Here is a 25,995-nt window from a genome sequence, read left to right as displayed (position 1 = left end):
CCGGGTCACGCTTCGTCGAACAGCGGCCGGATGCCGCGGGCGGCCATGATGTGGTCGTTGCCGGTCCCGGCGGCGACCATCGGCCAGACCTGGGCGTCCTTGCCGACCACGAAGTCCACCACCACCGGGCGGTCGTTGATGGCCATCGCGCGGTGGATCACCGAGTCCACCTCCTCCTTGGTCTCGCAGCGCAGCCCGGCGCACCCGAGCGCCTCGGCCAGCAGCGTGAAGTCGGGGATGCGGTGCTTGTGGGTGCCCAGGTCGGTCTGCGAGTAGCGCTCGCTGTAGAACAGGTTCTGCCACTGCCGGACCATGCCGAGGTTGCCGTTGTTGATGACCGCGACCTTGATCGGCGCGCCCTCGATGGCGCAGGTGGCCAGTTCCTGGTTGGTCATCTGGAAGCAGCCGTCGCCGTCGATGGCCCAGACCACGGCCTCGGGCCTGCCGAACTTGGCGCCCATGGCGGCGGGCACGGCGTAACCCATGGTGCCCAGGCCACCGGAGTTGAGCCAGGTGCGCGGGTTCTCGTAGCGGACGTGCTGCGCGGCCCACATCTGGTGCTGGCCGACACCGGCGGTGTAAACGGCCTCGGGACCGGCGATGCGGCCGATGCGCTCGATGACGTACTGCGGGGACAGGGTTCCGTCGCTGGGCCACTCGTAGCCCAGCGGGAAGGTGCCGCGCCACTCGTCGAGGGTGCGCCACCACGGGGTCAGGTCGGTGTGCCCGTTGGCCCGCTCCGCCTTCACCGCGGCGATCAGCTCGACCAGGATCTCCTTGCAGTCGCCCACGATCGGCACGTCGGCGCGGCGGTTCTTGGAGATCTCGGCGGGGTCGATGTCGGCGTGCACGATCGCGGCGTCGGGGGCGAAGCTGCTCAGCTGCCCGGTGACCCGGTCGTCGAAGCGCGCGCCGAGGGCGACCAGCAGGTCGCTGCGCTGCATCGCGCCGACGGCGGGGACGGTGCCGTGCATGCCGGGCATGCCCAGGTGCTGCTTGTGCGAGTCGGGGAACGCGCCGCGCGCCATCAGCGTGGTGACGACCGGGATGCCGGTCAGCTCGGCCAGTTCCAGCAGTTCGGCCGAGGCGTCGGCCTTGATGACACCGCCGCCGACGTAGAGGACCGGGCGCTTGGCGCCGCAGATCAGCTTCGCCGCCTCGCGCACCTGCTTGCCGTGCGGGCGGGTGGTCGGCCGGTAGCCGGGCAACCGCAGCTCCGGCGGCCAGGTGAAGGAGGTGGTCTCCTGCAGCACGTCCTTGGGGATGTCCACCAGGACCGGGCCGGGGCGGCCGGTCTTGGCCAGGTGGAACGCCTCGGCGATGGTGCGCGGGATGTCGGCGGGGTCGGTGACCAGGAAGTTGTGCTTGGTGATCGGCAGCGTGATGCCGCAGATGTCGGCTTCCTGGAAGGCGTCGGTGCCGATCAGGCCGCGCGACTGCTGGCCGGTGATGGCCACCACGGGGACCGAGTCCATGTTCGCGTCGGCGAGCGGGGTGACCAGGTTCGTCGCGCCGGGGCCCGAGGTGGCCATGCACACGCCGACCTTGCCGGTGGCCTGCGCGTACCCGGTCGCGGCGTGCCCGGCGCCCTGCTCGTGGCGCACCAGCACGTGCCGCAGCCGGGTCGAGTCGAGCAGCGGGTCGTAGGCGGGCAGGATGGTGCCCCCCGGGATGCCGAACACGATCTCGACGCCCACCGCCTCCAACGACCGGACGAGCGACTGCGCCCCGGTCACCCGGACGGGTGTTCCGGAGGGCGGCGCGGGCTTGGGCCGGGCAGGGTGCGGGGTGGCCGTCCCGTGGTTCGCTGCGGCCGGGGTGGGCCGCGATGTTGCGCTGGTCATCGGTCTGCCTCGTGGGTCGAAGTGTTCTCGTGGCTCTACTGGGGATCCGGGGCGATTGCTGGGAAGTCGGACTATCGGTGGTGCGAGTACGGGCCTGGACACGAAAAAACCCCCGTCGACCACGGAGGTCGAGCGAGGGTCGCGCGTTCGATGCGTCAGGACTCCCGTCAGCGTCGAACGCGCGGCGGAAGTACGAGAATCAGGTGGGCTGGCACCCGTCAGACGCTAGTGCGTTCGGGGTAGAGCGTCAACTCTGCGGGACGGTGCTCCCGGATGCTGGACTGTGATTCGGGACCCGGGGGCGGCCGGTGGTGGGCCGCGGTGCACCATCTAAGGGTGTCTGAGCAGCAGCAAGTGCCGTCCCGGCTGGTCTTCCGGATCCCGGGTGTCGCCGTCCTCGCCGCACTGTTGTTCGCGGTCTGCGCGACACCGTTCGCCTTCGCCGCACCGGGGCTGTTCCTGGTGTACGTGATTCCCATCGCCGCGGTCGTGTGGGTGTTACGCGTGCGCACCGTCGCCGACGCGGACGGACTGGTCGTGCGCGAGGTCACCTCGTCGCGGCCGCTGCCGTGGGACCGGCTCAAGGGGCTGCGGCTGAGCGAGCGCGGGAAGGTGTCCGCGGTGCTCTACGACGACACCGAGGTCGCGCTGCCGCAGGTGCGGGTGCGCCACCTGCCCGCGTTGGCGCTGGTCAGCGGCGGGCGGCTGGACGACCCGACCGAGCCTCCCACGCCCGAGGCCAGGGACACCGACGACGCCGACGACTCTGTCGGTACCGGGGACTCGACCGCCCCCACCGCGGGAGCGGCGGCCGACCCGGGCGTCGAACCCGACACAGAGCCCGCGACCGAGCCCGCGACCGAACCCGGCCCAGAACCCGCCGCCGGATCCGGGGCCGAGGACACGGCACGCCGCGCACCCGCACCGGAGTAACCTGGGCGGCACCGCTCCCCGCACTGGTCGGCGCCGCACCCCGGGCGCCGCGGTTAGTACGTCATCGCAGTTCGACCCGCACACATTGGAGGAGCCGTGCCCGCGCTGCGCTCCCGCACCACCACCCACGGCCGCAACGCCGCAGGGGCCCGCTCGCTGTGGCGCGCCACCGGCATGACCGACAGCGACTTCGGCAAGCCGATCATCGCGATCGCCAACTCCTACACCCAGTTCGTGCCGGGGCACGTGCACCTGCGCGACCTCGGCGACATCGTGGCAGAGGCCATCACCGCGGCCGGTGGCGTCGCGCGCGAGTTCCACACCATCGCCGTCGACGACGGCATCGCCATGGGCCACAGCGGGATGCTGTACTCGCTGCCGTCGCGCGAGATCATCGCCGACTCGGTGGAGTACATGGTCAACGCGCACCAGGCCGACGCGATCGTGTGCATCTCCAACTGCGACAAGATCACCCCCGGCATGCTCAACGCGGCCATGCGGATCAACATCCCGGTGGTGTTCGTCTCCGGTGGACCGATGGAGGCGGGCAAGGCGGTCGTGGTCGGCGGTGTCGCGCACCCGTCGTCGGACCTGATCACCACGATCTCCGCCTCGGCCAACAGCGCCGTCGACGAGACCGCGCTCGACGAGGTCGAGCGCTCGGCCTGCCCGACGTGCGGGTCCTGCTCCGGCATGTTCACCGCCAATTCGATGAACTGCCTCACCGAGGCGCTCGGGTTGGCGCTGCCGGGCAACGGGTCCACGCTGGCCACGCACGCCGCGCGCCGGGACCTGTTCTCCCGCGCCGGGACCGCGGTCGTCGAGCTGTGCAAGCGCTGGTACGAGCAGGACGACGAGTCCGCGCTGCCGCGCTCGATCGCCAACCGGGCCGCGTTCGAGAACGCGATGGCGCTGGACATGGCGATGGGCGGGTCGACCAACACCGTGCTGCACGTGCTCGCCGCCGCGCAGGAGGGCGAGGTCGACTTCACGCTGGCCGACATCGACGCGATCTCGCGCAAGGTGCCGTGCCTGTCGAAGGTGTCGCCGAACTCCGACTACCACATGGAGGACGTGCACCGGGCGGGCGGCATCCCGGCGATCCTCGGTGAGCTGTGGCGGGCGGGACTGCTCAACGAGGACGTGTTCTCGGTGCACAGCCCGTCGCTGTCGCAGTGGCTGTCCGATTGGGACATCCGCGCGGCGAACCCGACCGAGGAGGCGGTGGAGCTGTTCCACGCCGCGCCCGGTGGGGTCCGCACCACGAAGGCGTTCTCGACTGCGAACCGGTGGTCGTCGCTGGACACCGACGCGGCGGGCGGCTGCATCCGCGACTTCGAGCACAAGTACACCGCCGACGGCGGTCTCGCCGTGCTGCACGGGAACCTGGCCGAGCGCGGCGCGGTCATCAAGTCGGCCGGTATCGACGAGGACCTGTTCGTCTTCCAGGGCCCCGCGCGGGTCGTGGAGAGCCAGGAGCAGGCGGTGTCGGTGATCCTGGGCAAGAAGATCCAGCCGGGCGAGGTGCTCGTGGTGCGCTATGAGGGCCCGGCCGGTGGGCCGGGCATGCAGGAGATGCTGCACCCGACCGCGTTCCTCAAGGGCGCGGGCCTGGGCAAGAAGTGCGCGCTGATCACCGACGGGCGCTTCTCCGGTGGTTCCTCGGGCCTGTCGGTCGGCCACATCTCACCGGAGGCGGCGGGCGGCGGCCTGATCGCGCTGGTGGAGGACGGCGACCAGATCCGCATCGACGTGCACACCCGGTCGCTCGACCTGCTGGTGGAGCCGGAGGTGCTCGCGGAGCGGCGGGCGAAGATGGACGCGCGGGAGCGGCCGTGGCAGCCGGTGGACCGGGTGCGCCCGGTGACCAACGCGCTGCGCGCCTACGCGCGGATGGCGACCGACGCCTCGACCGGCGCGGTGCGCGACCCGAGTCGCTGATCGAACGCCGATGGCCCCCGCCGGAGTGCTCCGGTGGGGGCCATCTCGCTGTTCGGTGCCGGTGCTGTTCGGTGCCGGTGCTGTTCGGTGCCGGTGCTGTTCGTCCGGTGTCGGTTTCGCGTGGTCGCCTGCGGGGTCAGCGCAGGACGACGAGGGTGACCACGCTCAGGCCCGCGGCCAGGATCAGGAAGATGAAGCCGAACGCGGGGGCGCGCCGGAACCACGGGGTGTTGCGGTCGAGCGAGATCCGCCCGGCCCCGGCGAACAGCAGCGCGAACGCCGCCGCCGCGTAGATGGCCTCGAGCTCGACGCCCCCGGCGAACAGGTCGATGTCGACCCGCACCCAGATGGCGTTGGCCATCACCCCGAGCACGGCCGCCGCGGCGGCCGGGGTGAACAGGCCGAGGATGAGCAGGGCACCGGCACCGAGCTCGGTGACACCGGTGACCCAGGACAGCAGGGTCGTCTGCTGGAAGCCGAACCCGGCGAGCACCTGGGCGAACCCGCCGATGCCCGGGCCCTCCAACAGGCCGAAGACCTTCTGCAGCCCGTGGCCGACGAACAGCGCGCCGAGGGTGACCCGCAGCACGAACAGGCCGAGGTCGGCACCGAAGTGCCAGGCGTGCGGCTCCGGGTCGAGCACCTCCTCCCGGTCCGATCGCCCGCCGTCGAGGTCGCTGCCGGTGGGACGCGGCAGGGCGGTGGTCGTGCCGCTGCCGTAGGTGTCGTCACCGCTGGTGGGGGTCGCCGGGTACTTGCTCTCCGACGGCGTGAAATAGCCGCTGTCCGCGTATCCGCCACTCTGCCGTGGGCGGTCGTCTTCGGTACTCACGCCCGCACAGTAAGCGATGGGTCAACCCCCTGCCGATCAACTCAGTAGTCGCCGCGGACCAGGTTGCTCGGTTCCTCACCCCGCGCGAACTGGGCGATCTGCTCGGCGATGACCCGGTAGGCGCGCGCGTGCACCCCGGTGCAACTGCCCGCGACGTGCGGGGTGAGCAGCAGGCCGGGAGCCGTCCACAGCGGGTGGCCGGGCGGCAGCGGCTCGGGGTCGGTCACGTCGAGCGCGGCCCTGATGCGCCCGGCGGACAGCTCGCGGACCAGCGCGTCGGTGTCGACCACCGGTCCCCTTGCCGCGTTCACCAGCACGGCGCCGTCGGGCATCCGGCTGAGGAAGTCCGCGTTCGCCAGGTGCCGGGTCTTGGGCGTCATCGGCACCATGAGCGCGACGACGTCGTGGTGCGGCAGCAGCTCGGGCAGCTCGTCGACGCCGCGCACGCCCTCGCGCGCGGTGTTGGCCACCATCGTGACCTCGGCGTCGAAGGCGTCCAGCCTGCGCTTGAGCTGCTTGCCCAGGTCGCCGGAGCCGATCACCAGGACCCGCTTGCCCTGCAGCGTCTCGGTCTGCTGCATCTGCCAGGTCTGGGTCCGGCGGTCGTCCTCGAACTCGCGCATGGTGCGGAACATGGTGAGCAACGCCGCGACGACCCACTCCGCGGTGCTGCCGCCGTGCGCCCCGCTGCAGGTGGACAACATGACGTGTTCGGGCAGCGTGCCCACCCAGGCCTCGGCGCCCGCGGTCAGCAGCTGCACCAGCCGCAGCTTCGGCACACCGGCCACCAGGCTGCCCTTGTCGGCGGTGAGGAACCCGGGCACGAGGACCTCGGCCTCCGCGGCCTCGTCCGGCAGTGCCCCCGGCTCGTAGCGGACCGCGCGCACGCCGTCGATCCCCGCCAAGGCGGCCACACCGTGCTCATCGGGCACCAGAACTGTGATCGTCACAGGTCACACCCTACGTGCCGGGCCCGGTCCGGCCCCAGTCCCGATGCTTTTAATCTCCATCGGTAGACGTAAACGGAGTGGTCGGCCACCCGCCGGTGCTGCGGTGATCGCGCCGAAACCGGTCGCCGGGCCCGGCCGGTGGGGCACACTGGCCGGTGATGCGCGAACACGACGTGCGCGCGGCCGACGGCACCCGGCTGCGCGGCTGGTGCACCGAGTCCGAGGGCCCGGTGGTGCTGCTGTGCCCGGGGCTGGGGACCATCCCCGAGGCCTGGCCCGCGCTCGTGCTGCCGTCCTCGGGTGTCCGGGTGATCAGCTGGTACCACCGGGGCACGATGGGCTCGGACCGCCCGGCCGACCCGGGCCGGATCGCGCTCGAGGACCACGTGGACGACGCCGTCGCGGTCATGGACGCGGCCGGTGTGCGGCGGTGCGTGGTGATGGGCTGGTCGGTGGGGGTGATGGTCGCCGCCGAGCTCGCCCGCAGGCACCCGGAGCGGGTGTCCGGGCTGCTGTTCGCCGCCGGGGTGCCCGGTGACCTGTTCGGCGGGGTGCTCGGGGTGCTGGGCATCCCGGCCGCGGTGCGCAGGCCGCTGGTGCGCGGCGGCGCGCGGGCGGTGCGGGCGGCCGGGGGGTTGGTGGACGCGGTGCTGCACCGGCTGCCGGTGAACCGGCTCACCGCGACGCTGCTGCAGCACAGCGGCTTCATGCTGCCCGGTGCCGACCCGGCGGACGTGGCCAAGGCGGTCCGCCGGTTCCTCGGGCACGACTGGCGCTGGTACGTGACCCTCGCGCTGGCCCTCGCGGAGGTGCCGGGGCGGGACCTGACCGGGATCGGGTGCCCGGTGACGCTGCTGGCCGCCCGGTTCGACGTGGTCGCCGACCCGGGGCTGGCCACCAGGGCGGTGGCGTGCCTGCCGCAGGCGCGGGTGCGGGTGGTGCCGACGAGCCACTTCCTGCCGCTGGAGGCGCCGGAGGTGATCGCGGAGGAGTTGCACCTGCTGGTGGCGCGGGTCGCGGTGGTCGAGCGGGCGGGCCGGTAGCGCTCACCGGGGGTTCACCCCACTGGTCGTAAAGTGGGGAATCATGGCTGGTGGAACCGCGTTGCGCCTGGTCACGGCAGCGGTCGTGGCCCTGTCGGCGTCCTCGTGCGCGACCTTCCCCGAACAGCCCCCCGCGGCGAGCTGGCAGCCGAACGTGCCGCTGACCCCGCAGGCCGCGCCCGAACCGGACACCGGTGGCGGCGGCCAGGCGGAGAGCTCCGCCGAGGGCGGGCAGCCCAGCAAGGTGCCGCCACCGGACGGGTGCACCGACTTCCACCCCGCGGTCCTGGCCACCTGCCTGGACACCGTCGTCGCGGTGGCCGCACTCCCCGGCGACGGCTCCAACCCGACGGCACTGGTCGCCGAGCGCACGACCGGCCGCGTCCTGCTGGTCCGCAAGGGCACCGCCCCCACGGTCTACGCCACCATCCCGGTCGACGCCACCACCGACGGCGGTCTCACCGGGCTGGCCCTCTCACCCACGTACGAAGAGGACCAACTGGTCTTCGCCTACATCACCACAGCCACCGACAACCGCGTCGTGCGCATCGCCCCGGGCGACAAGCCGAAACCGGTGCTCACCGGCATCCCACGCGGCACCTCCGGCAACCGCGGCTCCCTCGCCCGCGACCACCGCGGCGCCCTAGTCCTAGCCACCGGCGACGCGGGCACACCAGCCGACCCAGCCTCCCTCGCAGGCAAAGTCCTCCGCTTCACCGGCGACGGCAAACCCGCCCCCGGCAACCCGACCGCAGGCAGCCTCGTGCTGGCCTCAGGCCTACACGCCCCCGGCGGCATCTGCTCCTCCCTCGACGGCACGCAGACGTGGGTGACGGACCGCACCGCAGCTGCGGACGTGCTTTATCGGGTAAACCCAGGCAAGCCGCTGAGCACGCCCGCGTGGACGTGGCCAGACCGCCCGGGCGTGGCTGGCTGCGCGGCCACTCCCCAGCTGGTGTGGGTGGCGATGGCGACGGCTGGCCATCTGCAGAATCTTCCGCAAGCTCCGGATGGCACTTTTACTGGGAAGCCGCAAATCGCGTTGGCCGCGCCGGATGGCTTCGGCAAGGTGGACGGGCTGGATTTGATGACCGACCAGATCGCTATCGGCGGAACGGTGAACAAGCGATCGACGGCAGCTGTGTCTAGTGACGACCGGGTGGTGGCGATTCTCGTCCAGCCGCAGGGTGGGGGCGGAGGCGCGGACTAGCCGCTCGTTGTCCACAGGGCGCTGTCCGCTGCTGCCTTTTTGTCGAGGCTCGTTGGTAGGCTGTATACCGGGGGCTTCTCAATCAGTTGATCTTGTGGGCGTGGATTGCGGGGGTGGTTGTCCACAATGCGTTCTGTTGTCCACAGGCTGCCGCTCGCCGCTCCCGTTGTGGCGGGCTTCCTCGGTAGGCTGTATATCGGGGGCTCTTGTGGCAGATGATCTTGCGAGGCTGGTTGTGGTGGGTGGTTGTCCACAATGCGCTCGCTTGTCCACAGGGCGTTGTTCGGCGCTCCCGTTGTGTCGGTGCTGCGCGGTAAGCTGTGTATTTGGGGGCTTTCGATCAGGTTGATCTTGACGTCGGCCGTTGCTGGGGGTGCGGGGCAAGGGATTCGGGCCTCCGCCTTCGGCTCCGGGAAACGCCTCGTCGCCTGGCGGCAACATCGGCGGGAAACGCGACAATGCGACAAGCTCGATGGGGCGAACTTATTTTGCGCGGGGCCCCTACAACACCCGACGCAGAACCGCAAAGCAGGGGCCCAAAAGCAGGCCCTGCCGCGCTGAAACGCTACGGGTGTTGTCCCCCCACGCAAAACAAGTCCGCCCCATCGAGCCGGCTTGGCACCAGCGAGTCCGACTGTCCAGGTGCTGGGTTGGCAGGGCCGACGAGAGCGGGCTGGGCTGACACCGCCAGGTCCGAGTGTCCAGGCGCTGAGTAGGTGGGCTGGGGGCGGACCTGACTGGGGGCAGGTTGGCACCGACGGATCCGAGTGGCCAGGGGCCGAGCAGCCGGGCCGAGGCGGACCTGACGGCAGCCGAGTTGGCACCGCTGCTTCCGAGTGGCCAAGGGCTGACGAGGTGGGCTGGGGCGGATCTGGCGGGGGCAGGTTGGCACCGCTAGGTCCGACTGCCCAGGGGGCTGGGTTGGCAGGGCTGGCTCGGCTGGGCTGGGGTGGCACCAACCGTTCCGAGTGTCCAAGTTGGGGCGGAGGCAGTTGGGATGGCACCAGTGGCTTCCGAGTGGCCAGGGGCTGGCATTGCCGTCGGGGTGGAAGGCGTCGGCGACTTTCTGCGGCTCAGTTAGGGAGTACCGCTGCCGGAGGCTGCTGGTGGGCTAAAGCAGGTTGCGTTAGCGCAGCTAGCGCGTGCCTGTCGTCGACACGAGTGGGTGTGACCAGACGGCGAAGGCTGGGTTGTCTAGAAGCGCCATAAAAGCGGCCAAGTCGGCTTCGGTTACGCCGTCGGTGAGTAGGGGGGCGGTCAGTTGGGCCACGTTCACGCGATAGAGCTGTACCTGTCCCGGGCCGCCGTGCCAGAGGGGGGTGTGGGTTCGTGTGCGGACGTCGCGGAGGCCTCTGGTGATGAACTCCTCCGGGGTCGCGCGGGCCCAGCCGAGGTCTACGTCGCGGGCCATGAGCACTCGGAGGAAGGCCTCGTGGACCGCGTCGAACACGGCGCGGTGGTGAGGGGTGGTGGTGCGCGGCAGCAGTGGCTGCTCGAGGTCGTACTCCTCCAGCACCAGCCGCCCGCCGGGTTTCAGGCTGGACACCAGGCGGTCGAGGACGGTGGCTCGTTGGGGGAGGTGCAGGAGCACCAGGCGGGCGTGGATGAGGTCGAAGTCGTGGCCCGGTGGGTCGTCGCGGGTGACGTCGTGGCGCAGGACGGTGGTGCCGTCGTGGGCGGGGATCCACCTGGGGTCGATGTCGGTGATCACCACGGAGCCGGTGGGGCCCACCTGGCCGGCCAGCCAGTGCCCGATCCCGCCGTCGCCGCCGCCGACCTCCCAGCACCGCAGGCCGGGGCCGACACCAGCGGCGGTGAGCTCGCCGTGCGTGGTCGGGTCGAGGGCCGCGCCGAGGACGTCGAACCGGGTGCGGTTGCGGGTGTCGGCGTTGTCGAACACGTAGCGGGTCACGGGCCCTCCTCGGCGCTGAGGCGGCGAGCCTGGCACGGCAGAACGGCGGGTGTCACCGGAGACCACCCGGACGGGCCAGAACGCCTGTGCCGCCCGACCGGGTGGGTCGGGCGGCACAGGCAAAGGCACCCGGTCTGGCTCAGGCGCCGCAGCGCTGCAGGATCAGCTCGCGGACCCGCTTGGCGTCCGCCTGTCCCTTGGTGGCCTTCATGACCGCGCCGACGATGGCACCCGCGGCGGCGTGCTTGCCCTCGCGGATCTTGCCCGCCACGTCCGGCTGGGCGGCCAGGGCCTCGTCGACCGCCGCGAAGAGGGCCGAGTCGTCGGACACCACCTTGAGGCCGCGGGTCTCGACGACGGTGTCGGGCTCCCCCTCCCCCGCGAGCACGCCGTCGACCACGTCGCGGGCGAGCTTGTTGGTGAGGGCGCCGTCGGCGACCAGGGCGATCACGCGGGCCACCTGGGCGGGCGTGATGGCGAGTTCACCCAGCTCGACGCCCTGGTTGTTGGCCTGCTGGGAGAGGTAAGAAACCCACCAGGAGCGGGCCTCGGCAGGCGGGGCGCCCGCGTCGGCGGTGGCGGCGACGAGGTCGATGGCGCCCGCGTTGATGAGGTCCCGCAGTTCCAGGTCGGTGAGGGCCCACTCGGCCTGGATGCGCTTGCGGCGCTCGGCGGGCATCTCCGGCAGGGTTCCGCGCAGCTGCTCCACCCACTCGCGCGAGGGCGCGATGGGGACGAGGTCGGGCTCCGGGAAGTACCGGTAGTCCTCCGAGGTCTCCTTGCGCCGCCCGGCGCGGGTAGTGCCAGAGGCCTCTTCGAAGTGACGGGTCTCCTGCAGGATGGACCCGCCGTCAGCCAGCAACGCCGCCTGACGGGTCATCTCGTAGCGGACGGCGCGTTCGACGCTGCGCAGCGAGTTGACGTTCTTGGTCTCGGTGCGGGTGCCGAACTCGGTGGCGCCGCGCTCCATAAGAGAGACGTTGGCGTCGCAGCGCAGCGAGCCCTGGTCCATACGCACGTCGGACACGTCCAACGCCTTGAGCAGGTCTCGCAGCGTCGACACGTAGGCGCGAGCGACCTCAGGAGCACGCTCGCCGGTGCCCTCGATCGTCTTGGTGACGATCTCAATAAGCGGCACGCCTGCCCGGTTGTAGTCCAGCAGCGAGTGCTCCGCGCCGTGGATACGCCCGGTAGCGCCACCGACGTGCAGGGACTTGCCGGTGTCCTCCTCCATGTGCGCGCGCTCGATCTCGACGCGCACAACCGTGCCGTCGTCGAGGGTCACGTCGAGCCAGCCGTTGAACGCGATCGGCTCGTCGTATTGCGACGTCTGGAAGTTCTTCGGCATGTCCGGGTAGAAGTAGTTCTTCCGCGCGAAGCGGCACCACTCGGCGATCTCGCAGTTGAGCGCCAGCCCGATCCGGATCGCGGACTCGATGGCGACGGCGTTGACCACGGGCAGCGACCCGGGCAGACCGAGGCAGGTCGGGCACACGTTGGTGTTGGGCTCGCCGCCGAACTGGTTCGAGCAGCCGCAGAACATCTTGGTCGCGGTGGACAGCTCCACGTGGACCTCGAGGCCCAGCACCGGGTCGAACCGGGTGACGACCTCGGCGTAGTCCATCAGCTCGGCGGTGGTCACTTGGCCCTCCGGTAGGCGCGCACGGCGATGAGCACGCCGGTGATGGCGACGACGACGCTGCCGATGGCGTTGGCCAGCACCAGCTTGTCCTTGTCGGCGCGGGCCGCGGCGAAACCGCGGGCCGCGCTGGTGGCGGAGGTGACCGCGCTGACGATCCCGAACACGCCCTTGTACTTCGATCCGGCCATCAGTGCACGACCTCCAACTCCGGGACACGGTTGATCAGCGGACCGCCCTGGGCGGCGTCGCGGGCGAGCTCGTAAGCGGCCGCCACCCGGTAGCCGCGGTGGTCCTGCAGCGCGGGCGACATGATCTGCAGGCCGACCGGCAGCCCGTCGGACAGTCCACACGGGACGCTGAGCGCGGCGTTGCCCGCCAGGTTCGACGGGATGGTGCACAGGTCGGCCCGGTACATCGCCATCGGGTCCGCGGTGCGCTCGCCGATCTTGAACGCGGTGGTCGGCGTCGTCGGCGACACCAGCACGTCCACCTTGGCGAACGCGGCGTCGAAGTCGCGCATGATGAGCGTGCGGACCTTCTGCGCGGAGCCGTAGTAAGCGTCGTAGTACCCGGCGGAGAGCGCGTAGGTGCCGAGCATGATGCGCCGCTTCACCTCGGCGCCGAAGCCCGCCGCGCGGGTCAGCGACATGACCTCCTCGGCGCTGCGGGTGCCGTCGTCGCCGACGCGCAGGCCGTAGCGCATCGCGTCGAAGCGCGCCAGGTTGGACGAGGCCTCGCTCGGCGCGATCAGGTAGTACGCGGGCAGCGCCAGGTCGAAGCTCGGGCAGGAGACCTCGATGATCTCGGCGCCCAGCTCGCGCAACTGCTCGACGGCGGCGGTGAAGGCGGCGGCGACACCGGTCTCGTAGCCGTCGCCCGCGAACTCGGTGACCACACCGACCCGCACGCCCTTGAGGTCACCGGTGGCACCTTCGCGCACGGCCGCCACCACGGGCGGGACGGGCGCGTCGATGGACGTGGAGTCGAGCGGGTCGTGCCCGGCGATCACCTCGTGCAGCAGCGCCGCGTCGAGCACGGTCCGCGCACATGGCCCTGCCTGGTCCAAAGAGGAGGAGAAGGCGACCAGGCCGAAGCGGGACACGGTGCCATAGGTGGGCTTCACACCGACGGTGCCGGTAACCGCACCGGGCTGGCGGATGGAGCCACCGGTGTCGGTGCCGATCGCTAGAGGCGCCTCGAAGGCCGCGAGCGCGGCAGAGGAACCGCCGCCGGATCCACCCGGGATCCGATCCAGGTCCCACGGGTTGCGGGTGGGCCCGTAGGCGGAGTTCTCGGTGGACGAACCCATCGCGAACTCGTCCATGTTGGTCTTACCGAGGATGACAACGCCAGCCTCAAGCAACCGCCGCGTCACAGTGGCGTCGTAAGGCGGCTGCCAGTTCTCCAGGATCTTCGAACCGCAGGTCGTCGGTGCGCCCTGCATCGTGAGCACGTCCTTGAGCGCCAGAGGCACCCCGGCCAACGGCGAGGCTGCCGGGCGACCGGCGGCCACATCGTCGTCGACGGCCTTGGCGGCCGCTAGAGCGCGCTCGGTGTCAACGTGCAAGAAGGCGTGCACGGCGTGGTCGACCGCGGCGATGCGGTCCAGGTGTGCCTGGGTGACCTCGACCGCGGAGACCTCCTTCGCGGCGACCTTGGCCGCGATGTCGGCCGCGGTGAGGCGAGTCAACTCGGTCATGCTTCCTCCCCGAGGATCCTCGGCACGCGGAACCGGCCGTCCTCCACCGCGGGCGCGGCGGCGGTGGCCTGCTGCTGGTTGAGCCCCGGGCGGACGACGTCGGCGCGGAAGACGTTGGTCAGCGGCACCGAGTGCGACGTGGGCGGGATGTCCTGGTCGGCCACCTGGCCGACCTGCGCGACCGCGGCCACGATCTGGTCGAGCTGACCTGCGAACAGGTCGAGTTCTGCTTCGGTGACGGCCAACCTGGCCAGGCGAGCGAGGTGGGCCACCTCGTCGCGGGAGATGCTGGGCACTCGACGAACCCCCGGGGTTGTCTGTGATAGGACCCCGCGAGTCTATTTCGCGCGGTCCCGCGACCCCGAACGGGTTGTTCCGGGCGCGTCGCGGTGCTAAACCGGTGGCCGGTGGCAGCCCGCGCAGCGCGGCCCGGGTCTGCGACAATCAGCGGTCGAGGAAATCCGCGCGTCCGCGCGGGGTCGCCAAGCACGGGAGGCGTTCGCCTTGTCGTTCCTGATCCGGGTCCAGCTCCCGGACAGCCCAGGCACCCTGGGCGCGGTCGCGACCGCGCTGGGGGCCATCGGGGCCGACATCCTCAGCGTCGACGTGGTGGAGCGGGCGGGCGGGGTCGCCATCGACGACCTGGTGGTCGAACTGCCCGGCGGCAGGCTGCCGGACGTGCTGATCACCGCGGCCGAGTCGATCGAGGGGGTCGAGGTGGACGCGGTGCGCCCGTACGCGGGCCTGCTCGACACCCACCGCGAACTGGAACTGGTCGAGGACGTCGCCGCCGAGCCAGCCGACGGGCTGGCGATCTTCGCCGCGGGCGTCCCGAAGATCATCCGAGCGGGCTGGGCGCTGATCGTCGCCGCGACCGGCGAGGGCGCGCACCGGCTGGCGGCGAGCACCGCGGCCCCCGACATCCAGACCATCGAGCTGCCCTGGCTCCCGCTGGCCAGGGCCACCGTCCTCGACGGCGAGGAGTCCTGGGTCCCGGCGACCTGGCGCGAACTGGGCACCGAACTGGCGGCCACGCCGCTGGGCAAGCCGGACCGGGTCCTGCTGGTCGGCCGCCCCGGCGGGCCGATGTTCCGCGCCGCCGAGGTCGCCCGGTTGGCCCACCTGGCGGGCATCGTGGCGGTAGTCCTACCGGACTGAGGTTCACTCCTGCGGGTCCCCCGAACCACTGGGCAGGCCTATAGGTCGACCCGGAAGCACTGGCAAGCACATTCACAGCCACCCAAAGTTCGCTCTATCGCGGCGGGGTTAGCCAGCTAGACAGTCCTAAGCACCGGGTGTCGGCCCCAGTCGTCGTCCCGGGCTGGAGTCCACTCCTCCCGCGGGCTCCCGCACCGGGCAAGCACAGCGCCTGCCCGGCCGCCGTTCTGTCGGGCCGAAGGTTCGGCGGCCAGCACGTCCGCCCAGAGGTGTCCGACCAGGCGGCTCGCCCCCGACCCACGGGCTCCACGCCCCGCCGATCACGCCCACCGGCCGACACCCAGCCCCCACCTCACCGGGGGGCGACCCCGGTGCCAGTCTACCAGTTCTGAGCTGCGGAAACGGGGTCGCCGAAAATCTGTGGACAACTCCGGCGTTGTGGACAACTCGGCGCGGGCGCTGGGGTGGGGGGCTAGGTCGACTTCGCGGTGATCAATGTGGCGAGGCCGTCGAGGAAGCGGTCGGGGGACCAGGCGAACTCGACGTCACGTCGGTGTCGAGGATGGCGAGCAGGTGCGGGAACTCGTCCTGCGGTAGCAGTCCGCCGCGTCCCCTGCCTGCCGTCAGGCAGGCGCCATACCTGACCACCAGCCAGGACCGGTGGGCTGGTTGCGCGTCCCGGAGCGTCGAGCCCTATCCGGCCCCGGCCGCGAAGACCGCCCTACGGCGGCTCGCGGCTACCGCAGGACCGCGCGGACCAGGTCGGCGTTGCTCAGCGCCCGGGTGCCGTCGGGGAGGTGGAGGGTGTCTTCCAGACCGATGCGAGTCGGGAGGCCGCGCCGGAGCGCCTCGCGGAGAACCGGCCAGGCGGAGTCGTCCTCGCCGTGCAGCAGTACCGGGAGCGGCGACCAGGTGAGTGCGTCGAGCAGCGGCTCGGCCTCGGCGTCCGGCTGGACCTCGGCCAGCACCCGGACCGCGCCCACCGGGATGCCGCGGGCGCGCAGCGCGTGGGCGGCGGGGACGTCGAACACGCCGAGTTCGACATCGACGCCGCAGGCGTGCAGGGCGGCGCAGACCTCCCACCAGCCGTCCTCGTGGACGTTGACCGAGGCGAAGTCCGGCCGCCCCGTCGACAGCCCCACCCACGCCGCGACCGCCGCCACCCGGCGGGCCGGGTCCGGTTGGGCCCACTCGCCGGTGGTGACGCCGATGGCCGTGCCCGGCGCCGCGGCGCGGATGGCGGCGACGGTGGGGGCCAGTTCGGGGCCGAGCAGCGTTGTCACGCCGGTGGCGTCACGGGGGTGCACGTGCACCGCGGTCACCCCCAGCGCTGCGACCTCGGCCGCGGCCGCCGCGAGTTGGGCCGCGGTCACCGGGGCTCGGTCAGCCGAGCGTTCGCCGTTGAGGCACGCCTGCGGGAGCACGGCTCCAGTGAAGCAGAGTTTCGGTCTCCATTCGTTGTCGCACCGGCACTGTCGCGCCCGCGCGGTAGCCCAGCCAGCTGAGCCGGATGAGCCGTTCGGTGTGGACGGCCTACACGTCCAGGGTGTAGGCGATCAGCAGGACATCCGGACCCGGGTGCCAGTCCCGGTCCGGCAAGCGGGTGAACCCGAGCCGCTCGTAGAGCCGGTGCGCGGCATCGAGCGCGGCCGGGCTGCACAGCACCACCCGGTGCAGGCCCAGTTCCCGCGCCCGGGCGATCACCGCGCGCACCAGCAGCTCACCGACCCCCCTGCCGCGCGCGGGGGCGGCGACGGCGAGCATCCGCAGTTCCAGTTCGCCAGCGCGGGAGATCTCGGCGAACGGCGTACCGGGCAGCGCGATGGTGACCGTACCGACCAGACACCCCGCCCGGTCCGCGGCGACCAGCAGCTCGGCCGAGCGCAGCCGCGACTCGGCATCGGCGAGCAGGGTGGCGTACCCGGACCCGCCCCCCTCGCCCGGGTACCCGACCGCCCGGTAGGCCTCGACGGTCAGCACCCCGACCCGCCGCACCTCGTCCGACCGCGCCTGGCGCACCACCAGGTCAGCCACCTCAGCCACGCCTCGTCCTCCCACGTTCGTCGTGTCGTCGGCGGTGCCGCGGCGCCGTCCGGGCGCAGCGACCCCCACCGGACTCCTGCGACGCCCCAGCGCGCTCCCGGTTGCCTGTCCCGGGCGCGTCTCCGGTCACCGGATCCGGTTGGGCGGCACCGACGACGTCCTCATCGCCGAAGGTCGACCGCTCGTCCCACCCCGGACCGCCAACCGCGGCCATCATCCACAGCGCCCCCTCGCCCGGCCGACCCCGCACCGACCACCCGCCACCCGTGCCACCCCCACCCTGCCAAGGGATCGCGACGCTGCCAACCACCCGGCACAGCGGATTCGCGACGCGTTGCGGCGCGGCGCTGCGCAACCGGCGGGTCGGACTCACACGGATGGCCCAGCACGGGAGCGTTCCCCGTATCCGTCCGACCGAGAAGGTTGACGACACAACCCTTCCGCCGGGGGCGGGTGGATCAGTCCTCGGTGGACACGACAGTCTCCCCGGCCTCCCCGGTCGACTCGGTGTCCGTCGCCACGGCCGCGTCCGGGTCGCCGACCGTGGCGACCTCGGCGGCCGCCGCCGGGCCCTCGGCGAGCAGCACGGCGAAGCCGTCCTCGTCCAGGACGGGGACCTTGAGCTGGACGGCCTTGTCGTACTTGGTACCGGGGGCGTCGCCGACGACGACGAACGCGGTCTTCTTCGACACCGAGCCGGACGCCTTGCCGCCTCTGGCCACGATGGACTCCTTGGCCTCGTCGCGCGAGTGCGTCGACAGGCTGCCGGTGACCACGATCGAGAGGCCCTCCAGCGTGCGCGGGATGCCCTCATCGCGTTCCTCCACCGTGGTGACCCCGGCGGCGCGCCACTTGTCGACCACGTCGCGGTGCCAGTCGACCTCGAACCACTCGAGCACCGCGGCGGCGATGGTCGGGCCGACGCCCTCGGTGTCGGCGAGCTGCTGCTCGTCGGCGGCCTCGATCGCCTCGAGGGAGCCGAACTCGCGGGCCAGCGCCTGCGCCGCGGTGGGGCCGACGTGCCGGATCGACAGCGCCACCAGGACCTTCCACAGTGGACGGTCCTTGGCGGTGTCGAGGTTGACCAGCAACTTGCGCCCGTTGGCGGAGAGCTCGCCCGCCTTGGTGCGGAACAGGTCGACCTCGATCAGGTCGTCCTCGGTGAGGGAGAACACATCGCCCTCGTCGGCGAGCGCGCCGGAGGCCAGCAGGGCCCCCGCGGCCTCGTAGCCGAGGACCTCGATGTCGAAGCCGCCGCGCCCGGCGAGGTGGAATAGCCGCTCGCGCAGCTGCGCGGGGCAGCTGCGCGCGTTGGGGCAGCGGATGTCGGCGTCGCCCTCCTTCTCGTAGCGCAGGGTCGTCCCGCAGACCGGGCAGTCGGTGGGCATGACGAACTCGCGCGCGTCGTCGGGTCTGGCGTCGATGACCGGGCCGAGGACCTCGGGGATGACGTCGCCCGCCTTGCGGATGACCACGCGGTCGCCGATGAGCACGCCCTTGCGCTTGACCTCGCTGGCGTTGTGCAGGGTGGCCATCTCGACCGTGGAGCCCGCGACCTTGACCGGTTCCATCACCGCGTACGGGGTGACCCTGCCGGTGCGACCTACGTTCACCCGGATGTCGAGCAGCGTGGTGGTGGCTTCCTCCGGCGGGTACTTATAGGCGATCGCCCAGCGCGGGGCGCGGGACGTGCTACCCATCCTGCGCTGCAGGGACACCTCGTCGACCTTGATGACGATGCCGTCGATCTCGTGCAGCGCGTCGTGGCGGTGCTCGCCCCAGTACTTGACGTGCTCGGCGAGCTGGTCGGCGGACTGGAGCAGCTTGGTGTGCTCGGACACCGGGAGGCCCCACGCGGCCAACGCGCGGTACGCCTCCGATTGCGCGGTGGGCTCGAACCCGACCCGTCTGCCCAGGCCGTGGCAGATCATCCGCAGCGGTCGGCTCGCGGTGATCTTGGGGTCCTTCTGCCGCAGCGAGCCCGCCGCGGTGTTGCGCGGGTTCGCGAACGGCGGTTTGCCCGCCTCGACCAAGCGGGCGTTGAGCTCGAGGAAGTCCTCCACGCGGAAGAAGACCTCGCCGCGGATCTCGACGAGCTCGGGGATCGGGAACTCGTCGCTGGCGGTGAGCCGTTCCGGGACGTCGCGCATGGTGCGGACGTTGAGCGTGACGTCCTCGCCGGTGCGGCCGTCGCCCCGGGTGAGGGCGCGGGTGAGCCTGCCGTGCTCGTAGAGCAGGTTGATGGCGAGGCCATCGATCTTGAGTTCGCACAGGTAGTGCGCGGCGTCGCCGACGTCCTTGGTGACCCGGTCGACCCAGGAGCCGAGCTCGTCGACGTCGAAGGCGTTGTCCAGGCTGAGCATCCGCTCCAGGTGGTCGACGGCGGCGAACTCGGTGGAGAACGTGCCGCCGACGCGCTGGGTCGGCGACTCGGGGGTGACCAGCGCGGGGTGGCGCTCCTCGAGGTCGGCCAGCTCGCGCAGCAGCGCGTCGAACTCGCCGTCGGAGATCGTCGGCGAGTCGAGCACGTAGTAGCGGAACTGGTGGCCGAGCAGCTCCTCGGCGAGCGCGGAGTGCCGCTCGCGGACGTCGGCGGGCACGTCCTCGACACCCTCGGCCGCGGTCGCGGTCGGCTGGTGCGGCAGGTCCTGGTCAGCACTGGTCACACGAGCAGACTAGCGAGGGGGACCGACAGCCCGCGTCGTCAACCCGCCAGCCTGTGGACGAGTTCGCGCAGCTCAAGCAGGCTGATGGTCTCGGCGGGGGCCTCTTCGGCCGCTTCGACGCGGCGCAGTCGGCGACCGGCCAGTCGCTCACCCAGCGTGGCGTCCAGGGGCAGGAAAGTCATCGCTGAGCGAGCGGCCGGATCGAGCTCCCGCAGCAGCGGGTGGTGCACGGCGACATCGACCACGCCGGCGTCTTCGTCTACCTGGACGTGCACGCGAACGTCGGCGAGACGGATGCGGTGGGGGCCGAGGTTGACGGTCACCTCGGTCGGGTCGGGGACGGGTGGCACGGAGTCGTGGAACTCCCACATGGCGTCATCGGGTGGCGCGGCGGCCTTCCACGCGTCGGTGAAGGGGCGCAGCCGCGGGTCCTCTTGCCCGGAGACGACCAAGGCGTAGATGGACCTACCGCCGCGCTCTAGAGCGAAGTGGAGGTCTGGGTGAAGGTCGGCAACGAGGTCGCAAAGCTGGTTCTCGACGCGCTGCGGTTCACCCTCGCCTAGAGCTACCGCGATCTCCGGCAGCAGTTGGAACCACCCGGCCCAGAACTGCTCCGCGAGCGCAGCTGGCTCTTGGGGTTCAGGTTGAGGTTTGCGGCGCAACCAACTCATCCGCCCATGATGACCTAAGCGCTGCGCATGGCATCTGACAGCACGTCGCGATTAAGGCGGGCGATGGCGGTAAGAGGGATGCCCTTGGGGCAGACGGCGGTGCATTCTCCGGTGAGGGTGCACCCGCCGAACCCGAGGTCGTCTTGCGCCTCGACCATGTTGCGCGCGCGGGTGTACCGCTCGGGTTGTCCTTGGGGCAGGACGCCGAGGTGGGTGGCTTTAGCGGCGGTGAACAGCATGGAGGACCCGTTGGGGCAGGCGGCCACGCACGCGCCGCAGCCGATGCAAGCAGCGGCTTCGAAGGCGGTGTCGGCGTCGAGTTTGGGGACCGGCAGTGCGTGGGCGTCTGGAGCCGCGCCCGCGCGGGTGGAGATGTAGCCGCCCGACTCGATGACGCGGTCTAGCGCGGAGCGGTCGACGACCAGGTCCCGGACGACGGGGAAGGGCGCGGCCCGCCACGGTTCGACGACGATCGGGTCAGCCGGGTCGAACTGGCGCATGTGCAATTGGCAGGTCGTGGTGGCCTTGCCAGGACCGTGGGCGACGCCGTCGATCATGACCCCGCAGGCGCCGCAGATGCCTTCGCGGCAGTCGTGGTCGAACGCGACGGGGTCTTCCCCGGCGAGTTGGAGCCGTTCGTTGAGGACGTCCAGCATCTCCAGGAACGACATGTCGGCGGTGACGTCGTCGATTTCGTACTCGACAAGGCGACCGGGCGCTGTTGGGCCTGCCTGCCGCCACACCCGCACTCGATACTTCACTTGTAGCTCCTCACGGTGGGGCGGACGGCCTCGAAGCTGAGTTCCTCGCGGTGCAGGACCGGGGGCTCACCGACTCCGGTGAACTCCCATGCGGCGACGTAAGAGAACCGCTCGTCGTCGCGGCGCGCGTCGCCTTCAGGGGTTTGGCTCTCTACGCGGAAGTGGCCGCCGCAGGACTCGGTGCGGTGAAGAGCGTCGACGCACATCAACTCGGCCAGTTCGAGGAAGTCCGCTACTCGTCCCGCCTTCTCCAGGGCTTGGTTCAGTTCGCTGCCGGTGCCGGTCACCTTCACCCGTCGCCAGAACTCCTCGCGCAGCGATGGGATGAGTTCGAGCGCCTTACGAAGGCCTTCTTCTGAGCGCTCCATGCCGCACAGGTCCCACATGAGCCTGCCTAGTTCGCGGTGGAAGGACTCAGCGGTGCGGTCGCCGTCGATGGACAGGAGCGTGTCGATCATTTCTCGCACGCCATCTTCGGCTTCGTCGACAGCGTTAGCGTCAACAGCGTCAAACGGACCGTCGGCGAGGTAGTCGCCGATGACCGCGGGTAGCACGAAGTAGCCGTCCGCGAGTCCTTGCATGAGCGCACTTGCCCCGAGCCGGTTGGCGCCGTGGTCGGAGAAGTTGGCTTCACCGATGACGAAAAGACCCGGGATGGTGCTGCGCAGGTCGTAGTCCACCCAGAGGCCGCCCATGGTGTAGTGCACAGCCGGGTAGATGCGCATCGGGACCTGGTAGGGATCTTCGTCGGTGATGCGCTGGTACATCTCGAAGAGGTTCCCGTAGCGCGCGGCAACGGCGTCCCTGCCGAGTCGCGAAATCGCGTCGGCGAAGTCAAGGTAGACGCCGAGTCCACCGGGCCCGACTCCCCTACCGGCGTCGCACACGGCCTTCGCGGCGCGGGAGGCGATGTCGCGAGGAACCAGGTTGCCGAAGCTCGGGTACATCCGCTCCAGGTAGTAGTCCCGTTCCGCTTCCGGGATCTGGCTAGCTGCCCGACCATCTCCGGCCTGTAGCGGCACCCACACCCGGCCGTCGTTGCGCAGCGACTCGCTCATCAGAGTCAGCTTCGATTGGTGGTCGCCGCTGACCGGGATGCACGTGGGGTGGATCTGGGTGTAGCAGGGGTTCGCGAAGAGGGCACCGCGTTTGTGGGCGCGCCAGATGGCGGTCGTGTTGCACCCTTTGGCGTTGGTGGAGAGGTGGAAGACGTTGCCGTACCCGCCCGTCGCCAAGACCACGGCGTCAGCGAGGTGCGTGGTGATCTCGCCGGTGACGAGGTCACGCACTACGACGCCGCGGGCGCGGCCATCGGAGATGACCAGGTCGAGCATCTCTGTTCGCGGGTGGGACCGGACCGTACCTGCGTGAATCTGGCGCGCAAGCGCTTGATAGGCGCCGAGGAGGAGTTGTTGGCCGGTCTGCCCGCGCGCGTAGAAGGTCCTGGACACCTGCGCGCCGCCGAAGGACCTCGTGTCGAGCAGGCCGCCGTATTCGCGCGCGAAAGGCACGCCTTGGGCCACGCACTGATCGATGATGCTCGTGCTGACTTCCGCGAGCCGGTGGACGTTGGACTCACGGGAACGGAAGTCGCCGCCCTTGATGGTGTCGTGGAAGAGGCGGTGAACGCTGTCACCGTCGCCCGCGTAGTTCTTGGCGGCGTTGATGCCACCTTGCGCGGCAATGCTGTGTGCGCGCCTTGGGCTGTCCTGGTAGCAGAACGACAGCACGTTGTAGCCGAGTTCACCCAAGGTCGCTGCGGCAGACCCGCCTGCCAAGCCGGTGCCGACCACAGCGACCGTCAGCTTGCGCCGGTTGGCCGGGTTGACCAGGCGGGACGAGAAGCGTCGGCGCTCCCAGCGAGTTTCGAGCGGGCCTTGCGGGGCACGGGTGTCGGCGATCGGGTCGCCGTCGCGGTAGAGCACTGGGTTACCTCACGATTCCGAAGAGGACTGCGTAGGGCACGGCGAGGAATCCGACGGTGATGCCAACGGCGACGATTAGGGCTGCCGCGCTGGAGGCGCCGGGAGCTTTGCCCAGGCTGCGCAACGCGCTCCACATGCCGTGCCGTAGGTGGAAGCCGAGGGCGACGACGGCCAGTGTGTAGGCGGCCACGACGTACCAGTGCTGGAAGTCGGCGACGACGTTCGCGTGGATCCGTCCCTCGACGCCGTGCGGGTTGAGCACGCCCGCGGTCAGGTCGAGCAGGTGGTAGACCACGAAGAGGGCGAGGATGACCCCACCCCAGCGCATGGTCCGCGCCGCGTAGCCGCCCTGGACCTTCGGCCTGCGCGCGTACCCCACCGGCCGGGCGCGGGCGGCGCGGCGGGCGAGCTGCACCGCAGCGGTCATGTGCAGGACGACGGCGAGCAGCAGGACCACGCGGACGACCCAGACGAACCCGCCGTAGCCCAGGACCGGCGAGAGCAGCTCGCGCAGGAAGACGCCGTAGCCGTCGATGTCGCCGAAGAAGATCGTCAGGTTGCCGACCATGTGCGCGACCACGTAGCCGAGCAGGATCCCGCCGGTGACCGCCATCACGACCTTCTTGCCGACCGAGGATGCCCACAGCCGGCACGGGAACCCTTGTCTGCCAAGTGATCCGCGCTGCAACGTCAGTGCCATGCCCGCCACGCTAGGAGCCGCCGCGACAAGTCGTCCAATACATGAATCGGCTCATCTCGATAGCCTGTGGCTATGACGCTGCAGCAGCTCGTGTATTTCCTGGCCGTCGCGGAGACCCGGCACTTCACCCGCGCCGCCCAGCGGGCGCATGTGGCGCAGCCCTCACTGAGCAAGCAGATCCACAGCCTGGAGACCGAACTCGGCGCGTCCCTGTTCACCCGGGCCCGTGGCAACGTCGCTCTTACCGCCGCCGGTGAGGCTCTCCTGCCGATCGCCAAGCGCATCTTGTCCGATGTGGACTCGGCGAGGCTTGAGGTGGCGGAACTGGTCGGACTGCGGCGCGGCCGGGTCCGCTTGGGCGCGACCCCGAGCGTGTGCGTGGGTGTCCTCGCCGACGTGCTCAAGCGCTACCACGAGCGCTACCCGGGTATTCGACTACAGGTCGAGGAGAGCGGATCTCGCGACCTGACGGCGGCGCTACTAGGTGGCGAGTTGGACCTAGCGCTGCTGATTGTGCCGCCGCAGGCAGTTGAGTCCGCCCTCACGATGACGCCTGTCTTGCGCGAACACCTGATGGTCGCGTCGTCGTCCAGCGCGCCAGCTCTACCGGAGAGTGTCCGACTGGAATCGTTGCGCGATGAGCCAATGGTCATGTTCCGCCGCGGGTACGACCTGCGCGAAACGACGCTGCACGCCTGCCGGGAAGCCGGGTTCGAACCGACACTGGCAGTCGAAGGGGGCGAAATGGACGCGGTGCTGCGCTTTGTAGAGGCCGGGCTGGGCGTGGCACTGGTGCCGAGTCTTGTCCTACCGGGTCGTCCTGGGTTGCGCGCGACCCCATTGGCAGGCACGAGCATCCGCCGCACGATCGCCTTGGCCCACCGCACAGACACCCCACCAACGGCGGCAGCGCGAGCGTTCCGGTCAACGCTGTTCGGCCACATCGACGGACTGGTCGCCGCCAACGCGCTGCCACCGGGCGTAGAGCCCCTGCGGTAGCTACCACCCCTCGGGGGGCTCCACGAAAGACTTGCCCACGTCACGCACGAGAGACATGGCCCGGCGAGCCCAAGTGTCCGTAGCGCCCGCCATCCCGCAGGTTGGGGTCGCGACCGCGCGCTCAGCCAGGATCGAGCGGTTGAACCCGAGCCGGTCGACCAGTCGGAACGCCGGACTCGCCGCCTCGCGGAGGGTCAGCGGCTTGCCCGGGTCGGTGCTCGGGACCACGCCGAGGAACAGGGTCGCCCCGGCGTCCCACACCTCCCCCACGGCGTCCCAGGCGGCCGCTCCAGCCTTGGCGAGCAACCCGACGTCGAACGCGAGCGCACCGGCGCCAGCGGACCGCAGGAGGGCGAATGGCGGCCTGGGAGCGCAGCAGTGGACCACCACGGGCTGCCCGCTCGCCGACCCGGCGGCGTCGATCACGGCAGCCAGCACGTCGCGCGCCTCCGGCTCGCCGACCGCGCGCACCGTGCCGTAACCCGATGGGGTGGACAGCTCACCCGCGAGGACCGTGGGCAGGGTCGGTTCGTCGAGCTGCACGACCACCGGCGCGCCGATCCGCCGCCGCACCTCGGCCACGTGCCTGGCCAGCCCCTCCCCCAGCGACTCGGTGAACTCGCGCAGGGCGCCGTGGTCGGTCAACACCCGGTGCCCGCGCGGCAACTCCAGCCCCGCCATGAGCGTCCACGGTCCGGCTACCTGCACCTTGACCGCGGGAGGTGGGCTCCCCAAGCGCTCCACGGCCTCCTCGACGGCGTCCAGGTCCCGCCGGATGAGGTCGATCGCGCGCCGGTGGTCCAGCCCCGGCCGGGCGGTCACCCGGTACCCGGATGGCACCAGTTCGACGGCCAGGTCGACCAGCAGGGCCGCGGAGCGACCGATGATGTCGGCCCCGAGCCCGCGGGCGGGCAACTCGGGCAGGTGCGGCAGGTCGGGGAGCTCACCGAGAACGGTGGTGGCGGCTTCGAAGGGGTCGGTCCCGGGCAACGAGCCGATCCCGGTGGCGGTACCGGACGGCCAGGGTGTGGTGCTCACAGCGTGCAGTCTGGTCGATCGGCTCAGA

General features: G+C 70.9%; 22 protein-coding genes. 6 read left to right on the top strand and 16 right to left on the bottom strand.

Annotated elements, in window-relative coordinates; genetic code table 11:
• Positions 1 to 5: 5 nt before the first annotated feature.
• Positions 6 to 1,844 (bottom strand): acetolactate synthase large subunit, encoded by a 1,839-nt coding sequence (locus LV75_RS32565; RefSeq protein ID WP_253891237.1) that lies wholly within the window; start codon positions 1,842 to 1,844, stop codon positions 6 to 8.
• A 336-nt stretch (positions 1,845 to 2,180) separates the two neighbouring features.
• Between LV75_RS32565 and LV75_RS32560 the strand changes: the two genes are divergently transcribed.
• Both LV75_RS32560 and ilvD read left to right on the top strand, forming a co-directional pair.
• Complete coding sequence (locus LV75_RS32560) at positions 2,181 to 2,777, top strand: PH domain-containing protein (protein ID WP_253891235.1); 597 nt, start codon at positions 2,181 to 2,183, stop codon at positions 2,775 to 2,777.
• A gap of 96 nt (positions 2,778 to 2,873) precedes the next feature.
• The gene (gene ilvD / locus LV75_RS32555; protein WP_253891234.1) at positions 2,874 to 4,718 is read left to right on the top strand and encodes a dihydroxy-acid dehydratase; all 1,845 of its coding nucleotides are present in this window, start codon (positions 2,874 to 2,876) and stop codon (positions 4,716 to 4,718) included.
• Between the two features lie 136 nt (positions 4,719 to 4,854).
• On the opposite strand, the gene LV75_RS35715 is transcribed toward ilvD, so the two are convergent.
• Both LV75_RS35715 and LV75_RS32545 read right to left on the bottom strand, forming a co-directional pair.
• Entirely contained in the window at positions 4,855 to 5,550 is a 696-nt protein-coding gene (locus LV75_RS35715) for a DoxX family protein (protein WP_253891233.1), read from the bottom strand.
• A 41-nt stretch (positions 5,551 to 5,591) separates the two neighbouring features.
• A complete protein-coding gene (locus LV75_RS32545; RefSeq protein ID WP_253891231.1) occupies positions 5,592 to 6,500 on the bottom strand; it encodes a 2-hydroxyacid dehydrogenase in 909 nt (302 codons plus the stop codon).
• Positions 6,501 to 6,658: 158 nt separating this feature from the next.
• Here LV75_RS32545 and LV75_RS32540 point away from each other — a divergent pair, with 158 nt between their 5' ends.
• Together LV75_RS32540 and LV75_RS32535 are read left to right on the top strand one after the other, a co-directional pair.
• Entirely contained in the window at positions 6,659 to 7,543 is an 885-nt protein-coding gene (locus tag LV75_RS32540; RefSeq protein WP_301320219.1) for an alpha/beta fold hydrolase, read from the top strand.
• A 43-nt stretch (positions 7,544 to 7,586) separates the two neighbouring features.
• Positions 7,587 to 8,753, top strand: a complete 1,167-nt coding sequence (locus LV75_RS32535) for a PQQ-dependent sugar dehydrogenase (RefSeq protein WP_253891230.1) — start codon at positions 7,587 to 7,589, stop codon at positions 8,751 to 8,753.
• Positions 8,754 to 9,888: 1,135 nt separating this feature from the next.
• Here the strand turns inward: LV75_RS32535 and LV75_RS32530 are convergent.
• The 5 genes from LV75_RS32530 to gatC form a co-directional block, all read right to left on the bottom strand.
• Positions 9,889 to 10,665, bottom strand: a complete 777-nt coding sequence (locus tag LV75_RS32530) for a class I SAM-dependent methyltransferase (protein ID WP_253891228.1) — start codon at positions 10,663 to 10,665, stop codon at positions 9,889 to 9,891.
• A gap of 139 nt (positions 10,666 to 10,804) precedes the next feature.
• Positions 10,805 to 12,307, bottom strand: a complete 1,503-nt coding sequence (gene gatB / locus LV75_RS32525) for an Asp-tRNA(Asn)/Glu-tRNA(Gln) amidotransferase subunit GatB (protein ID WP_308211082.1) — start codon at positions 12,305 to 12,307, stop codon at positions 10,805 to 10,807.
• Positions 12,304 to 12,495, bottom strand: a complete 192-nt coding sequence (locus LV75_RS32520) for a hypothetical protein (RefSeq protein WP_092776697.1) — start codon at positions 12,493 to 12,495, stop codon at positions 12,304 to 12,306. Before LV75_RS32520 ends, gatB begins: the two co-directional genes overlap by 4 nt.
• Positions 12,495 to 14,006: an Asp-tRNA(Asn)/Glu-tRNA(Gln) amidotransferase subunit GatA gene (gene gatA, locus LV75_RS32515; RefSeq protein WP_253891226.1), complete on the bottom strand. Its 1,512-nt coding sequence runs from the start codon at positions 14,004 to 14,006 to the stop codon at positions 12,495 to 12,497. The genes LV75_RS32520 and gatA overlap by 1 nt, the downstream gene beginning before the upstream one ends.
• On the bottom strand, positions 14,003 to 14,302 hold the full coding sequence (gatC, locus tag LV75_RS32510; protein WP_253891225.1) for an Asp-tRNA(Asn)/Glu-tRNA(Gln) amidotransferase subunit GatC: 300 nt from the start codon (positions 14,300 to 14,302) through the stop codon (positions 14,003 to 14,005). Before gatC ends, gatA begins: the two co-directional genes overlap by 4 nt.
• Positions 14,303 to 14,510: 208 nt before the next feature.
• Here gatC and LV75_RS32505 point away from each other — a divergent pair, with 208 nt between their 5' ends.
• Positions 14,511 to 15,164: an ACT domain-containing protein gene (locus LV75_RS32505; RefSeq protein WP_253891223.1), complete on the top strand. Its 654-nt coding sequence runs from the start codon at positions 14,511 to 14,513 to the stop codon at positions 15,162 to 15,164.
• Between the two features lie 737 nt (positions 15,165 to 15,901).
• Here LV75_RS32505 and LV75_RS32500 read toward each other — a convergent pair.
• The 7 genes from LV75_RS32500 to LV75_RS32470 form a co-directional block, all read right to left on the bottom strand.
• Positions 15,902 to 16,588, bottom strand: coding sequence for a 3-keto-5-aminohexanoate cleavage protein (locus LV75_RS32500; protein WP_253891222.1), 687 nt, complete (start codon positions 16,586 to 16,588; stop codon positions 15,902 to 15,904).
• A 109-nt stretch (positions 16,589 to 16,697) separates the two neighbouring features.
• Positions 16,698 to 17,198: a GNAT family N-acetyltransferase gene (locus LV75_RS32495; RefSeq protein WP_253891302.1), complete on the bottom strand. Its 501-nt coding sequence runs from the start codon at positions 17,196 to 17,198 to the stop codon at positions 16,698 to 16,700.
• Positions 17,199 to 17,665: 467 nt separating this feature from the next.
• Positions 17,666 to 19,873, bottom strand: a complete 2,208-nt coding sequence (ligA, locus tag LV75_RS32490) for an NAD-dependent DNA ligase LigA (RefSeq protein WP_253891220.1) — start codon at positions 19,871 to 19,873, stop codon at positions 17,666 to 17,668.
• 38 nt (positions 19,874 to 19,911) lie between these two features.
• Positions 19,912 to 20,544: a hypothetical protein gene (locus LV75_RS32485; RefSeq protein WP_253891219.1), complete on the bottom strand. Its 633-nt coding sequence runs from the start codon at positions 20,542 to 20,544 to the stop codon at positions 19,912 to 19,914.
• Between the two features lie 14 nt (positions 20,545 to 20,558).
• A complete protein-coding gene (locus LV75_RS32480; RefSeq protein ID WP_253891217.1) occupies positions 20,559 to 21,305 on the bottom strand; it encodes a succinate dehydrogenase/fumarate reductase iron-sulfur subunit in 747 nt (248 codons plus the stop codon).
• Entirely contained in the window at positions 21,302 to 23,230 is a 1,929-nt protein-coding gene (locus tag LV75_RS32475; protein ID WP_253891215.1) for a fumarate reductase/succinate dehydrogenase flavoprotein subunit, read from the bottom strand. Before LV75_RS32475 ends, LV75_RS32480 begins: the two co-directional genes overlap by 4 nt.
• A 4-nt stretch (positions 23,231 to 23,234) precedes the next feature.
• Positions 23,235 to 23,930, bottom strand: coding sequence for a succinate dehydrogenase cytochrome b subunit (locus LV75_RS32470; RefSeq protein ID WP_253891214.1), 696 nt, complete (start codon positions 23,928 to 23,930; stop codon positions 23,235 to 23,237).
• A gap of 72 nt (positions 23,931 to 24,002) precedes the next feature.
• Between LV75_RS32470 and LV75_RS32465 the strand changes: the two genes are divergently transcribed.
• Positions 24,003 to 24,929 carry a LysR family transcriptional regulator gene (locus tag LV75_RS32465; protein ID WP_253891212.1) on the top strand — a complete coding sequence of 309 codons (927 nt, stop codon included), beginning with the start codon at positions 24,003 to 24,005 and terminating at the stop codon, positions 24,927 to 24,929.
• Here LV75_RS32465 and LV75_RS32460 read toward each other — a convergent pair whose 3' ends face one another.
• Positions 24,930 to 25,967 (bottom strand): methionine synthase, encoded by a 1,038-nt coding sequence (locus LV75_RS32460; RefSeq protein ID WP_253891210.1) that lies wholly within the window; start codon positions 25,965 to 25,967, stop codon positions 24,930 to 24,932.
• Positions 25,968 to 25,995 lie beyond the last annotated feature (28 nt).

Source organism: Actinokineospora diospyrosa (assembly GCF_024171925.1).
Lineage (GTDB): Bacteria > Actinomycetota > Actinomycetes > Mycobacteriales > Pseudonocardiaceae > Actinokineospora > Actinokineospora diospyrosa.
The sequence above is the reverse complement of the archived record's forward strand: the minus strand, read 5'-3'. Positions and strand labels throughout refer to the sequence as shown.

Bases quoted from the DNA above. Each gene is read 5' to 3' on its own strand.
- LV75_RS32470 (WP_253891214.1), bottom strand. From the start codon at position 23,930: ATGGCACTGACGTTGCAGCGCGGATCACTTGGCAGACAAGGGTTCCCG.
- LV75_RS32465 (WP_253891212.1), top strand. From the start codon at position 24,003: ATGACGCTGCAGCAGCTCGTGTATTTCCTGGCCGTCGCGGAGACCCGG.
- gatA (WP_253891226.1), bottom strand. From the start codon at position 14,006: ATGACCGAGTTGACTCGCCTCACCGCGGCCGACATCGCGGCCAAGGTC.
- LV75_RS32565 (WP_253891237.1), bottom strand. From the start codon at position 1,844: ATGACCAGCGCAACATCGCGGCCCACCCCGGCCGCAGCGAACCACGGG.
- LV75_RS32520 (WP_092776697.1), bottom strand. From the start codon at position 12,495: ATGGCCGGATCGAAGTACAAGGGCGTGTTCGGGATCGTCAGCGCGGTC.
- LV75_RS32535 (WP_253891230.1), top strand. From the start codon at position 7,587: ATGGCTGGTGGAACCGCGTTGCGCCTGGTCACGGCAGCGGTCGTGGCC.
- LV75_RS32540 (WP_301320219.1), top strand. From the start codon at position 6,659: ATGCGCGAACACGACGTGCGCGCGGCCGACGGCACCCGGCTGCGCGGC.
- LV75_RS32485 (WP_253891219.1), bottom strand. From the start codon at position 20,544: ATGAGTTGGTTGCGCCGCAAACCTCAACCTGAACCCCAAGAGCCAGCT.